The 12,510-nt window shown below is 51.0% G+C and carries 13 protein-coding genes and 1 other annotated feature; of the genes, 11 read left to right on the forward strand and 2 right to left on the reverse strand.

All coding sequences use genetic code 11. The features are described 5' to 3' along the window. Positions 1-260 precede the first annotated feature (260 nt). Positions 261-487, reverse strand: a binding site (T-box leader). Positions 488-677: 190 nt separating this feature from the next. Further along, positions 678-1,586, reverse strand: coding sequence for a hypothetical protein (locus DYE26_RS02360; protein WP_036621893.1), 909 nt, complete (start codon positions 1,584-1,586; stop codon positions 678-680). Positions 1,587-1,657: 71 nt separating this feature from the next. Here DYE26_RS02360 and DYE26_RS02365 point away from each other — a divergent pair, with 71 nt between their 5' ends. Together DYE26_RS02365 and DYE26_RS02370 are read left to right on the forward strand one after the other, a co-directional pair. After that, positions 1,658-2,251: a CPBP family intramembrane glutamic endopeptidase gene (locus DYE26_RS02365; RefSeq protein ID WP_036621894.1), complete on the forward strand. Its 594-nt coding sequence runs from the start codon at positions 1,658-1,660 to the stop codon at positions 2,249-2,251. Next, positions 2,248-2,649 (forward strand): hypothetical protein, encoded by a 402-nt coding sequence (locus DYE26_RS02370; RefSeq protein WP_036621895.1) that lies wholly within the window; start codon positions 2,248-2,250, stop codon positions 2,647-2,649. Before DYE26_RS02365 ends, DYE26_RS02370 begins: the two co-directional genes overlap by 4 nt. 737 nt (positions 2,650-3,386) lie before the next feature. On the opposite strand, the gene DYE26_RS02375 is transcribed toward DYE26_RS02370, so the two are convergent. Further along, the gene (locus DYE26_RS02375) at positions 3,387-4,349 is read right to left on the reverse strand and encodes a polysaccharide deacetylase family protein (protein ID WP_051985383.1); all 963 of its coding nucleotides are present in this window, start codon (positions 4,347-4,349) and stop codon (positions 3,387-3,389) included. Positions 4,350-4,435: 86 nt separating this feature from the next. On the opposite strand from DYE26_RS02375, the gene DYE26_RS02380 reads away from it, so the two are divergent. From DYE26_RS02380 to rpsA, 9 genes are all read left to right on the forward strand, one after another. After that, complete coding sequence (locus tag DYE26_RS02380; protein WP_036621897.1) at positions 4,436-4,837, forward strand: hypothetical protein; 402 nt, start codon at positions 4,436-4,438, stop codon at positions 4,835-4,837. A gap of 189 nt (positions 4,838-5,026) precedes the next feature. After that, positions 5,027-5,647 (forward strand): genetic competence negative regulator, encoded by a 621-nt coding sequence (locus tag DYE26_RS02385; RefSeq protein WP_036621898.1) that lies wholly within the window; start codon positions 5,027-5,029, stop codon positions 5,645-5,647. Between the two features lie 83 nt (positions 5,648-5,730). After that, positions 5,731-6,423 carry a glutamic-type intramembrane protease PrsW gene (prsW, locus tag DYE26_RS02390; RefSeq protein WP_036621899.1) on the forward strand — a complete coding sequence of 231 codons (693 nt, stop codon included), beginning with the start codon at positions 5,731-5,733 and terminating at the stop codon, positions 6,421-6,423. 490 nt (positions 6,424-6,913) lie between these two features. Beyond that, on the forward strand, positions 6,914-8,272 hold the full coding sequence (gene ypeB / locus DYE26_RS02400) for a germination protein YpeB (RefSeq protein WP_036621901.1): 1,359 nt from the start codon (positions 6,914-6,916) through the stop codon (positions 8,270-8,272). 168 nt (positions 8,273-8,440) lie between these two features. Beyond that, positions 8,441-9,094: a flagellar brake protein gene (locus DYE26_RS02405; protein ID WP_036621902.1), complete on the forward strand. Its 654-nt coding sequence runs from the start codon at positions 8,441-8,443 to the stop codon at positions 9,092-9,094. A gap of 83 nt (positions 9,095-9,177) precedes the next feature. Continuing rightward, positions 9,178-9,399: a hypothetical protein gene (locus tag DYE26_RS02410; RefSeq protein WP_240534122.1), complete on the forward strand. Its 222-nt coding sequence runs from the start codon at positions 9,178-9,180 to the stop codon at positions 9,397-9,399. Between the two features lie 338 nt (positions 9,400-9,737). Continuing rightward, positions 9,738-10,445, forward strand: a complete 708-nt coding sequence (gene cmk, locus DYE26_RS02415) for a (d)CMP kinase (protein WP_036621905.1) — start codon at positions 9,738-9,740, stop codon at positions 10,443-10,445. Then, positions 10,442-11,023 carry a lysophospholipid acyltransferase family protein gene (locus tag DYE26_RS02420; RefSeq protein WP_036621906.1) on the forward strand — a complete coding sequence of 194 codons (582 nt, stop codon included), beginning with the start codon at positions 10,442-10,444 and terminating at the stop codon, positions 11,021-11,023. The genes cmk and DYE26_RS02420 overlap by 4 nt, the downstream gene beginning before the upstream one ends. 130 nt (positions 11,024-11,153) lie before the next feature. Then, positions 11,154-12,389 (forward strand): 30S ribosomal protein S1, encoded by a 1,236-nt coding sequence (gene rpsA / locus DYE26_RS02425; protein ID WP_036621907.1) that lies wholly within the window; start codon positions 11,154-11,156, stop codon positions 12,387-12,389. The last annotated feature ends 121 nt before the right edge of the window (positions 12,390-12,510 follow it).

A 12,510-nucleotide genomic window follows, 5' to 3' on the forward strand; every position in this document is an offset into this window, starting at 1 on the left:
TGTATAGCAAGGCTTCCTCGAAAGTTCTTCGTACAAAACTTCCTTCGGAAGCATAAGCTTAAGTTTTGTATAGCAAGGCTTCCTCGAAAGTTCGCCGTAAAAAACTCTCTTCGGAAGCATAAGCTTACGGTAGTGCATTAGCGCTTTTTTTCGTTACTGCAGAAAAGAATGGAGATAATGGGGGGCGCCCCACAAGATGCCAGCCCATAAAAGGGCGTGCGGGCATTAAAAAAACTCCCGATCCGCACACTACTTCCGTAGTAAGGGACGAGAGTTGTTCGTGGTACCACCCTAATTCGCTGCGCCTTCGCAGAAGCAGCCTCATTTGTCATCGCTGACAGACTGATAACGGAGTTCACCGACTGCGCCTACTGAACGTTCAACGCAGTGACTCAGGATCGCTAAAGTTCATCGTTCCGCTACCGGTTTGCAGCACCACCGGCTCTCTGGGAGCTTTCCGACAACTTCCTTCCTTCAAAGCCTTTCGTCAAATGTAATTTTTCATAATGTAACACGCCCCGCCTCAAGGTGTCAACTACTTCCCGAATAAATAGCGGCAATAACCCGGGCCCGTATCCCGGGGCTTTTGCCAAACTTGAACCCGGCTGATTTTTTGGTTATGATTTTGATAATGTCGAAAAACGTCTGTTATCCCCGGGGAACGGCCGATCTTCCGGTTAGTATTCCATGAAAATAGGGAGCTCGGGCAGCAGCTCGGACGCATAATACGACGATTTGAAGCGGGAAAATTCATCCCCTTTGACAGCTTCAGTTTCTGTGACAATTTTCACAATGGAAGACACGGTTTTAAGATTTAAAGCCTTGGCTCGGCCGCTTTTGATCATTTGGTCAATTTTCGCGGTCATGTCTTGGGGAAGGTAGGCTTCATACCGCTTTTCGCTTTGCATCATATCGGCGACAGCTTTGTTTTTGACGGCCAAGGGATATTTGGACCATTCCTGGACCGGGATGTTTGCTTTATAATCGAACGTGGCCGGGATTCGACTGTTCGTCTTCGCCGTCCATTTAAGAATCGACGAATAAAATTTATTTTGCGCCTCAAGCCCGAAGTTTACCGCTTCAACGGTGAACTCGTTTTGTTTCAGCGCAGCCGCGAGCGCTGCTCCTTTTTTGTGTTTTACCGCTCCGGCGCCTTGATTGAACAGCTTCAAGCTTTTCATATAATCGGTTTGCGCCTCCTTAAGCAGAGGAGAAGAATCGGTTATGTATTGGGCTGCGATCTGCTCATACCCACGGTCGGCAATTTCGCGGATCTCCTTCAGATAAGCGCTTGATTCGGATGAAGTTGCGTCCTGTTCCAATAGCTCCAGGCGGGAAAGATAGGCTTCCTTAAACTGCTGATACGGCTGAAAGACAACGTAATAAAAAGAGACCAAATCCTGCTGCTGATAGGAGACGGCCGTTTCCTGCCCCGGCGGCACGACTTTGAGGTAAGCGTATTTTGCTTCGATTTTTTCCATGCCCGTCTGAAAGCCCCACAGAAACGTGCCGAATCCGACGATCAGCGTGAACAGAAAGCCCATGATAAAAAACGCTTCCTGACGGGTATTTTTTTTGCTGTTCATTATGAATTCCTCCTTACAAATGGTATTGAATAGGCTAGAATAATAATAAAGGACAGGGATTGACAAAAACTATGAAAAAATTCAAATTCGGCAAGGTGAAGATCCAGAAAGTCGATCCCGGGCAGCTGGACGATCGTTTGCTTTTGATCAATTTATATTTGACGCAAGGGCTTACTTTATTTATCGGCTTAATCATCATTTTTTTTCAAAAAAGAAATCCGCTGTCTTTGCTGGCCTGGCCGGAGCATGCCGCATTCCTCTATTGGAGCCTGGGGCTTGCCGCGGTGATGTTCGGCGCCGATTTTCTGCTCTCCCGGTTTATTTCGGAGGAAAGCATGGATGACGGGGGGATCAACGCCAAGTTGTTCCGGGGCCGCCCGGTCTGGCATATTGCCGTTATTTCGGCGATGGTCGCCGTCTGTGAAGAACTGCTGTTTCGCGGAGCGATCCAGCATGGCATCGGCGTCTATTGGACGAGCATTTTGTTCGCCGCCATCCACGTCCGCTACCTGCGGCACTGGATTCCGACCGGATGGGTATTTGCCAGCAGCTACGGGTTAGGATTTATATACATGCAAACCGGAACGCTATGGGCGCCGATTGTATGCCATTTTCTGATCGATTTCGTATCGGGATTAGTGATCAAATTTCGGAGGGAGTCATGAGCGAACGTTTGAGTCGATTGGAACGTTACGGCCGCGGCAGGTCGAAAACAACGCCAAGAAGCCGCCGCAGCCGCGTTCACCTAGTGGAGAAAACCGAAAAATCCCGGGAAAAGCCAAGTCCGCCAGACCATAACACAACAGCCGCGGAAGCGGAGGTTCCGTTCGAGATGCCGCGGCTGAGGACCTCGGTTTCGCCCGCTAGGGCGGCATCCGCTTTGACCGGAACAGAGCAGGACGTTATGGAATTGCCCGCCCGCAGGGAATTGTTTCCTTCGCAAAGGCTGAAATGGACAAGATGGTTTTTTAATTCGCTATTATATATATTCGTCATCATTTTAGTTTTTTTGCTGTGGTGGGGGGTCAGCGATTCGCCTTGGGGCCAAAGCCATGGCTTGTGAGGTCCGGCCGCTTGTCTCTCGATTCGAGGAAGGAAACGCAGGGAGCCCGCGCCAAAATGCTGCCAAATGCAAAAGTGCAGGCGATTTTCGGTCAAAAGCACTGAAAGTGGCTCACCAAATGTAAAAGTGCATTTCATTTTCGGTCCAAAGCATCGTTTTTTGTCGAATGGACTTCAATGGAATGTACTTTTGCATTTCAACAGCATAAAACGGGAGATTCGCGGGGAAATCAAATGCACTTTTGCAGTTTACGCCCCTATTCACACTAGCGCCGACAAGATACATTTTCACGCCACCACATTCTAACGGTTGTCACAGCCGCTATTTGCTCTAATATCGCCGTTTTCGAATTCTAACGGTTGCCATAGCGCTTATTTAGCTAAAACCCGGCGATTTGGGCTCAGATTAGAGCAGATAGCAGCGCTCGCAACCGTTAAAATTTAGAAAGGGGCTTTTTTGGCAAAATAGCGACTAATACAACCATTAGATTTCTGGCGTGATCTCAAATGGATTAGCGGGCAAGGTGTACCGGAGATTTTGTGTAGGCGTTAATGCAACGCCAGTGCCCTATTGTAGCTTAAATGGAGGCCATTTGAGCAAATTTGAGCGTAATATGAACAGCTGGGTCTTGCAATTTGGAAACCTTTCGTTCGGGGGCCGATTAGAGTCTCTGATGTCCGTTAGCGCTGCTGAAGGCCACCCGCTAGGGCGGCCTTTGTTTATCTTTTTCCTCCGAATTACTTCGCTTTCTGCCGGCCGGCGTCCGTTTGCCCCGCTGTCTGATCCGCCGCCGGAGCGGGCCCGATGCTGTCGGGGTCAACAAAGCCGTAGCCTTTATCTTCCAGTTTCGTCAGCAGCTCGTCCAACGCCTCCACGGTCCAGGGGAGTTCATGCATCAAAATGTTGCTTCCGGCGTGCAGTTGATCCAGCACATTTTGAATGACGGCGTCGGGCTTGTTTTTGTTTTTGCTGTCCCAATCCAGAGACCCGTTGGACCATGTCATGTAGATCAAGCCATTGTCGTCGGCGATCCCGTGCGTAACCTCGTTCCCGGAACCGAACGGAGGACGGAAAAATCTCGGGGCTTCGCCGATCGTCTCTTTGACAATGGTTTGCACATCCTCGATTTGTTGGCGCATTTTTGCTTTGCTCTCTTTTTTGAGATCGATGTGGTCCCAGCTGTGATTGCCGATGGTCTGCCCACGGTCGTGAATAAGCTGCAGGAGCTCGGGATGCGCTTTGACCCGGTAGCCGTTGACGAAAAAGATCGCCTTGGCGCCGTGCTTATCCAGCGTATCGATCAATCCCTCGATCATTTCCCGTTCTTTCGGCCCGTCGTCAAACGTCAATAGAACCACTTTTTTGTCGGTTTCTTCCTCGTTGGGCACGACGTTGTACGCTTTGTTGATGTGGTACAGCAGCTTCGGCTGCTCAGGCTTCGCCGCTTCGGCGGCTACTCCCGGTCCGGACGCGGAATTTTCATCCTGCGGCGTCTCCGGGATTGTCCGGACTTCGTTTCCGTCAGGGGAGCCGGCGGTTTCTTGAGACTCCGGCGCGGAAGCGGCGGCACTCGCCGCATTTTCTTCGCCGGGCGCGCTTGAATCGGGCTGCCTAACGCGGGAATCGGGCTGGCCGCAAGAGCCGAGCAAAACGCAAGCCGCCAAGGCGAGCAGGATTTTTTTGTAAAGCAAACGGGTCATCTCGCTTTCCTGTATTTATGCCGCATGAGTTTGTCGCAAACCGCGAACACTACAGATGATTTTAACATATCTAAGGAGGTATTTTGGTGAGATCTTCCACATTTTTAGGCGGAGTGTTGGTCGGAGCCATTGCGGCGATGTGGGCCTCGCGGCGGAGAGGCGGGATGATGTCCATCATGAACGGGGCGGGGAGCGCCCTGAAGCTTGCGGGTCTGAAAACCGATTTCCTGGGAGGCGGCCAAGGGCGGCATGGTTCGGAAGGTTCCGAATCGCATCATAAGGGGTATACTTCCAAGGCAACCGAAGAACATCGGGCCGGGGCAGGAAACGCCCAGGTGTATCCCAGTTCGGTTTCTGCGTCCGATGAGAAACATTCGAAGGAATACAATTTAAAGCAAATCACCGATTTTATTAAAGGCGACGCGGATGTGCGACGGGAAGTGGAATCGATCCTAAAGGAGACGAATACGGTTATTCCGGGACTATAACCCCCAAAATGACGGAATCATTTTCCGCTGCGGTAAAGTTCGGCGGAAAATGATTCTTTTTTGTCTATTTTATTGCGTGCATTTAAGGTGAATAAATGATAACATACATATCAAAGAACCATTTCCATCACACATTACAGCAGGTTTCATAATCTGTTATTACACGGTATAAAGAGAGGAGGATCCTGTATGAAGATAGAAAGACTTGGCCAGGATAAAATACGGATTTTCCTCACGTTCGACGACTTGAGCGAACGCGGCATTCAGAAAGAGGACATGTGGCAGGAAATTCCAAAAGTCCACGACCTGTTCACCGAAATGATGGATCAGGCTTATAACGAAGTGGGCTTTGACGCCACGGGCCCTCTCGCCGTGGAAGTGTTCGCCCTCCCCGCTCAAGGGATGGTTGTCATCGTAACGCGCGGTAAATACGATCATCATCATCACGGGATCGGATCGCCATATGAGGATGAACTGCCGGAAGAAGTTTATGAAATGGAAGTAACGCTGGAACAAAGCGACACGATTCTGTATTCGTTTGACGATTTCGAAAACTTGATCGAAGCAGCTCACGTTTTGCAGCCTATGCTCCAAAATGCTGGCAGACTGTATAAATATAATGGGAAATGGGTTCTTCAACTGGAGCCTGACGAGTTGGATGAAGGCAAACATCCGGCTTTAATCGCGGTATTGGCCGAGTTTGGCGAAGCGACGTCGGTCACCACGGCGATGCTTGAAGAATACGGAAATCTGGTCATGGCCGACAACGCGATCGAGGTTATTTGCAGCCATTTCAAACGTCAGGATTAATCGGCGTGCCAGGAACGCGAGTATGGATTCATGATGAGAGAGAGACAAGGAACAGCAAGCGGCAGACAAGGGGGGGATAACCGTTGCTCTTTTTCTCTATTGCCACTGCAGCGGTAGCTCCCGGCCTTGCCCTGCTTACTTATTTTTATCTTAAGGACAAGTATGACACGGAACCGCTGCATATGGTCGTCAAAGTATTTTTGCTTGGCTTTTTGATCGTATTGCCGGTCATGATCATTCAGCGCGGTTTGACGCTGTGGCTTGGCGACAATCCATGGGTTTCCTCGTTCGGGATTTCGGCCGGCGTCGAGGAAGCCTTCAAGTGGTTTGTCCTGTATCACATGATCTACAATCATACGGAATTTGACGAACCCTATGACGGTATTTTGTATGCGGCGGCGATTTCGCTTGGCTTTGCCACGGTCGAAAACGTCATTTACGCCTTTGCCAGCCATGCCACGCTCGGATCTTTGCTGGTGCGGGCGCTGCTCCCGGTTTCCGGGCATGCCATGTTCGGCGTCATGATGGGGTACTATTTGGGGCGGGCCAAGTTTTCGGAAGGTGCGGTAAGCCGGAAGTTTTTGATTTTTTCCTTGTTGCTGCCGGTTATTTACCATGGGGTGTACGACTGGATTCTTAATAATACGACCCAATATTGGCTTTGGTACATCGTTCCTCTAATGGTCTTATTGTGGTACGGCGGATTGGGCAAGATGACCCGGGCGAACAGCCGCTCGCCGTTTCGCTTGACGACGGGGGCCAAAGGGCAAGATTAATTTTAGGACGAATAGGGCATCCTATTTTCAGGAATGGCTGCGGAATTGCGGCTTTATGAACTGGAAAGGGGTGCCTTTTTCGTGCGCGTCAAGGTGAAAATCACGTGCAAATCATGCGGAGAACGGTTTGTGCTGCGCGGTAAAAAAGAGCGTGGCCATATCGAAACCGGATTTAAGCAATGCTTGTGCAACAATCGGCACGACTTCGAAATCGAAGAAGAAGCGCCCTTATAACATGTGTTCAAAAAGTCAGGTTTTCAGCACCAAGAAGGTTGGATGAAGCTAGGGACGAAAGGAGCGGAGCGTTCGTTTTGGGTACGTGAGCACCGGAAGGCCCGGCTGAATTCAAGATTCGACGCCCGATCCACTTCGTGACCTGCTTCGTGATCAAAAGATGACTTTTTGAACGACCTCTTTAGCATGCATAAAGTTCCTTCCTTCTTGTCAAACTAATTCCAACCAGTTAAAGAAGGGAGAGAGCACTAGCCTAATGTATACACGTCTGAGTGCGATATTATTTCCGGTTACGGCGATTTTATTGATCGGCGCCTTAGTATGGGGTTACCAGGAAAACCAGGAAAAGAATTCGATCTTGATCAAAGCGGAAAACCAGTATCAGCGGGCGTTTCACGATCTGTCCTACCATATGGACAAGCTGCATACCGAATTGGGCAATACCCTTGCGGTTCACTCGGCTTCCACCGGAGCGCATCGGAAAAGTCTGGTCAACGTGTGGCGGATTACGAGCGAGGCGCAAAACGAAATCAACGAGCTCCCGCTAACTTTATTACCCTTTAACAAAACGGAGGAGTTTTTGTCCCGGATCTCGAAATTTTCCTATCAGACGGCTGTCCGTGATTTAACCAAGCAGCCTTTGACCGATAACGAGGTCAAAAACCTGAAGGAGCTGTATAAAAGCTCGGCGCTAATCTCCCAGGATTTGCAAGGCGTTCAGCACAAGGTCATCGCCAACCGCCTGCGTTGGATGGACGTCGAGACGGCGTTGGCCAGCGAGAGAGAACCCCGGGACAACACGATTATCGACGGCTTCAAAACGGTGGACAAAAGAGTTGGCGAATACCCTGAGCTCGATTGGGGGCCGTCCGTTTCCAGCATGTACAACAAACGGTCGGTCAAAAAGCTGGGGGGCAAACCGGTCACGATTCAGGAGATCCAGCGTAAAGCCGCTGATTTTACGGGGATGAAAGATCCGTCGGCGATTCAGGTGGCGGAAAACGGACGCGGCACGGAATGGGCTTCATACACGGCGAACGTTCCCGGAGGACGCGACGGGGAAGCCTGGTCGCTCGATTTTACGAAAAACGGCGGACACTTGATTTCCTATAACAATAACCGCCCCATCGGCCAGAAAGCGGTCGATATGAACACGGCCAGAACCCGCGCCGACGAATTTTTGGCCAGCAAAGGCTATTCCGGTTTAACCCCGGTTTCCTACGACGAGTACGGCAACGAAGGGAACTTCACTTATGTAAGCAAAGATGGGGACGTGCTGATTTACCCCGAAAAAGTCACGCTTCGCGTCGCCCTCGACAACGGCCAGGTAACCGGGCTCCAGGCCAGCGACTATGTATACGAGCGCGAGAACAGAAGCGCGGTCAAGTCGCCGAAATTAACGCTGCAGCAAGCCCGCAAATTTTTGAATCCGGAATATAAGGAAACGTATCACCGGCTGGCGCAGATCGAAAACGACCAAGCGGAAAAAGTGCTTACTTACGAATTCGGCGGAGCCATTAACGGTTCGAACTACCGGATTTACATCAATGCGGATAACGGCAACGAGGAAATCGTCGAGGAAGTCAGAAACAAAAAAGGGGCCGTTCAGTCCTAAAGTCAAGGTTCAACCTATTAAAGGAACACGCGAGTATGCGAGGGTTTATCGCCTTTAAATGCTCGCGTTTTATATTTATGCGCTTTTGCGAAGATTTCCGCTACAATCCCGTCCAGGCGTGATATAATCAGGGGGAAGCCAACAACTGAAATAGGACGGTGGGAAAACTTGTTTCCTAAAGTGAACGATCTCGTATACATTCAGGTCGCCTCGACAGACAAGCAGGATACGGATAAGGAATGTAAATCGCGGATCGCGGACGTGGAAGAAGAATCGTTTCTGATCGAGGTTCCGATCGAGAGCGGAAGCGGGCGCATCAAGAAGCTTTACATCGGGGACGAGCTTTCCATTTATTTTTTGACCGATGACGGAGTTAAAAATTACTTCAATACATATGTGCTCGGTTTTGCCGACGAGGTCGTACAGCTGGTGCGCATCCGCAAACCGGAAGCGGAGACGATCACCAAAATTCAGCGCCGCCATTTTTTGCGGGTTGTCGCTTCGCTGGAAATCGCCGTTAAAACGAAAAACAATCTTCGCTTTGTTACCTATACCGAAGACGTCAGCGGAGGCGGCGTTTCTTTTATTTGCGACGGCACGTACAAGCTCGTTCAAGGCGACCAGCTGTTCTGCTGGCTGCTGCTTTCGTTCAAGAACGGATCGATCGATCACGTTCCTTTCGAAGCCGAAGTGGTGCGCACGAAGAAGCTGGAAACCGGAAAAGCGATGATCATGATCAAATTCGTCAGCATCTCCGATATGGAGCGGCAGAAATTGATTCGCTACTGCTTCGAGCGCCAGTTTGATTTCAAAAACCGCTAATCCGGCGGGTTTTCTCCTTTTCGCATTTGGAGAAGCTATATTTTAACGGCTGATCATGAAAATGGCGCGAGGAGGAAATGAAGATGGTGAAATTGAACGATGACGAAGCATATACAGCGCTGTTTATAGAGTTTTCCGGGAAGGTTGAAAAGGCGCTGAAGAAGGCGGCGATCGCATTGCTTGCGGCGCTGTGCCTGTTCCAGGGATTGCTGCGGATTCCCGAACTCAGGCCCTTTCTCGCTTCGGCGGATCAATTCGAAGGTGCCCCGCTTTATAAGGACGAGTTCAAAAAGCCGGGTTTTTAGCACCGAAGCTTATGCTTCCGAAGCGCGTTTTTTCAAAACGCTTTAGGTTGGATGAAGCTAGGGACGAAAGGAGCGGAGCGTAGGAATAACCTGCGTGAGCAACTGAAATGTTTCCGCAGGAAACATGCGCCGGAAGCATATGCTTAGGCCCGGCTGAATTCAAGATTCGACGCCCGATCCGCTTCTTGACCTACTTCGTGATGAAAAGCCGGCAGGATAAATCGGGCGGCTAAGCCTTTTGTTTCTTTTGCATCCCTTTGCTATCTGTGGTATAATTTTCACGTCGCAGGCAATGCCTGCTTTTTTCTTGAGGATCAGTTTTGAGGAGGAATGCCCCTTTGGCAAGCGAGGCGTCAACATCACAGGCTAAGATCAACATCGCGATCGACGGTCCTGCTGGGGCAGGGAAAAGCACGATAGCCCGCATGGTTGCCGGCAGATTGTCCTACGTATACGTCGATACCGGCGCAATGTACCGGGCGGCGACATGGTATTTCCTGCGGCAGGGCATTGAACCGGACGAGGTGGACAAAGTGCTGCAAATCGTCCCCGATCTGGTTATTGAATTATTGCCCGGCGAGCAGGGGCAGCAGGTGATTGTGAACGGCCAGGACGTGACGGAAGAAATCCGTTCCATGGCGGTAAATGCGAAGGTGTCCCGATATGCGCAAATCGAGGGGCTGCGAACCAGGCTTGTCTCGCTGCAGCGGCAAATGGCTTTGCGCAAAGGCGTCGTGATGGACGGGCGCGATATCGGCACCACCGTGCTGCCCGACGCGGAAGTCAAGATTTACATGACGGCCAGCGTTGAGGAACGGGCGCGCCGGAGATACAAGGAAATGAAAGAGCAGGATCGGGTTTCGTTCGAAGAACTGGTGAACTCTATCGCGGAACGCGACCGTCTGGATCAGGAACGGGAGGTTTCCCCCCTGCGGCAAGCGCATGACGCGACCTATCTGGATACGACCGAGATGACCCTGGATGAAGTCGCCGACCGGATCGTTTCCTTGTGCAGAAATTATGGAAGTGAGAGAGGAACAAGATGATTTACCGCTTCTGCCGCGCTGTGCTTCGCGCGCTTTACAAGCTGCTGTTTCGCCTTGAAGTCACCGGTTTGGAGCATATTCCGCGAGAGGGCGGCGTGCTTCTTTGCTCCAATCATCTTACGTTGCTGGATCCGCCGACGATCGGCGTCATGCTGAAACGCAAGGTGCATTTTATGGCCAAACAGGAACTGTTCCGGATATTTGGCTTCGGTTGGCTGATTACAAAACTTGGCGCTTTTCCCGTCAAAAGGGGAGGCGTGAGCAAGGAGTCGATCAAAACGGCGTTAACGCTGCTCCGTTCGGGGCATGTGATGGGGATCTTCCCCGAAGGCCGCCGCGTCAAAAACGGGGAAGGCGGCGGGATCGGCAAGAAAGGTGCGGCCACGTTCGCTCTTCGCAGCGATGCGGTCGTGATTCCGGTAGCTATCGTAGGCGATTATAAATTGTTTCGCAAATTGAAGGTGGCGTATGGTCCGCCCGTCGACTTGTCCGAATTTAAGGAGAAGGATGTTCCGGATGCGGCCGAGCAAGCCACGGAGAGAATTATGGCGGCCATCGCAGCGCTCAAAAATCTGTGAGAATGACCGGCCCTGCCGGAGCAATGCATGAAGGCGGGGAACTTTTGGGAAGCTATATTTTAGAAATGTTTTGAACTTCGCTTCATGCGGGTTTAAATAAATGGGTTTTTGAATTGAGGAGGTTATTGACATGTCGGAAGAAACAAAAAATGTTCAGGAAGCTGCGGAAGTGGCAAGCCAGGACGAAATGGAACAAATCGTTTCCTTGAAAAAGGGGGACACCGTCAAAGGGACGATCGTCAAAATCGAGGATAACCAAGCTTACGTAAGCATTGGATATAAATATGACGGTGTTATTCCTATCCGCGAATTGTCCTCCGTACACTTGGACAATGCGGCGGACGCCGTTCAAGTCGGCCAAGAAGTCGAAACCAAAGTCGTGAGCATCGACGACGAGAAAGAACGCCTCGTGCTTTCCAAACGCGCGATCGACAGCGAAAACGCTTGGGAAGACCTGGAGAAGAAATTCGCCAGCCAAGAGACGTTCGAAGTTACGGTGGCCGATGTTGTCAAAGGCGGTATTGTGGCTGACGTAGGAGTCCGCGGCTTCATTCCGGCATCGATGGTGGAGCGTCACTTCGTGGAAGACTTCAGCGACTACAAAGGCCGTACGCTGCGCGTTAAGGTGAAGGAACTGGACCGCGAGAACAACAAGGTCATCCTTTCCCAAAAAGACGTGCTCGACGAGGAATTCGAAGCCAACAAACAAAAGGTCATGAGCGAACTGCAGGAAGGGCAAGTGCTGGAAGGCACGGTTCAGCGTTTGACGCAATTCGGCGCGTTTGTTGACGTAGGCGGCGTAGACGGCCTGGTCCACGTGTCCGAAATCGCCTGGAGCCATGTCGACAAACCGGCGGACGTTCTGAGCGAAGGCGAGAAGGTCAAAGTGAAGGTGCTGAAAGTCGACCCGGAAAAGGGCAAAATCAGCCTCAGCATCAAAGCCGCTCTTCCAGGTCCTTGGGATACGGCAGCCGAGAAGTTCCATACCGGCGATATCGTGAGCGGCGAAGTGAAACGCCTCGTCAATTTTGGCGCGTTTGTGGAAATCGCGCCGGGCGTGGAAGGACTCGTTCATATCTCTCAAATTTCGCATAAACATATCGGTACCCCGCATGAAGTGCTGAAGGAAGGCCAAACGGTGCAAGTCAAAGTGCTTGACGTCAATCCGGCCGAAAAACGGGTTAGCCTCAGCATCAAGGAAACCGAAGAAGCTCCGGCTCCAGCTCCGAGAAGCGAAAAACCGTCCAAAGGCAGCGGCGTGAGAAAAGAAGATTTGGGCGATAACCCGAATGTTTCGCTGAGCAACCAAGGCCTTAGCATTACGCTCGGAGAGCGCTTTGGCGACAAACTGAGCAAATTGAAATAAAATGGTGTAGCAGGCTCGATCATCGGCGGACCCTGAAGAAGCGGGTTCGCCGATTTTGTTTGCCGGCCTTGGGGCCGGGGACTTAAGGGCGTGTTAGCCATTTTATGTTTTTTTTGCTATG

Source organism: Paenibacillus macerans, from assembly GCF_900454495.1.
GTDB classification, from domain to species: domain Bacteria; phylum Bacillota; class Bacilli; order Paenibacillales; family Paenibacillaceae; genus Fontibacillus; species Fontibacillus macerans.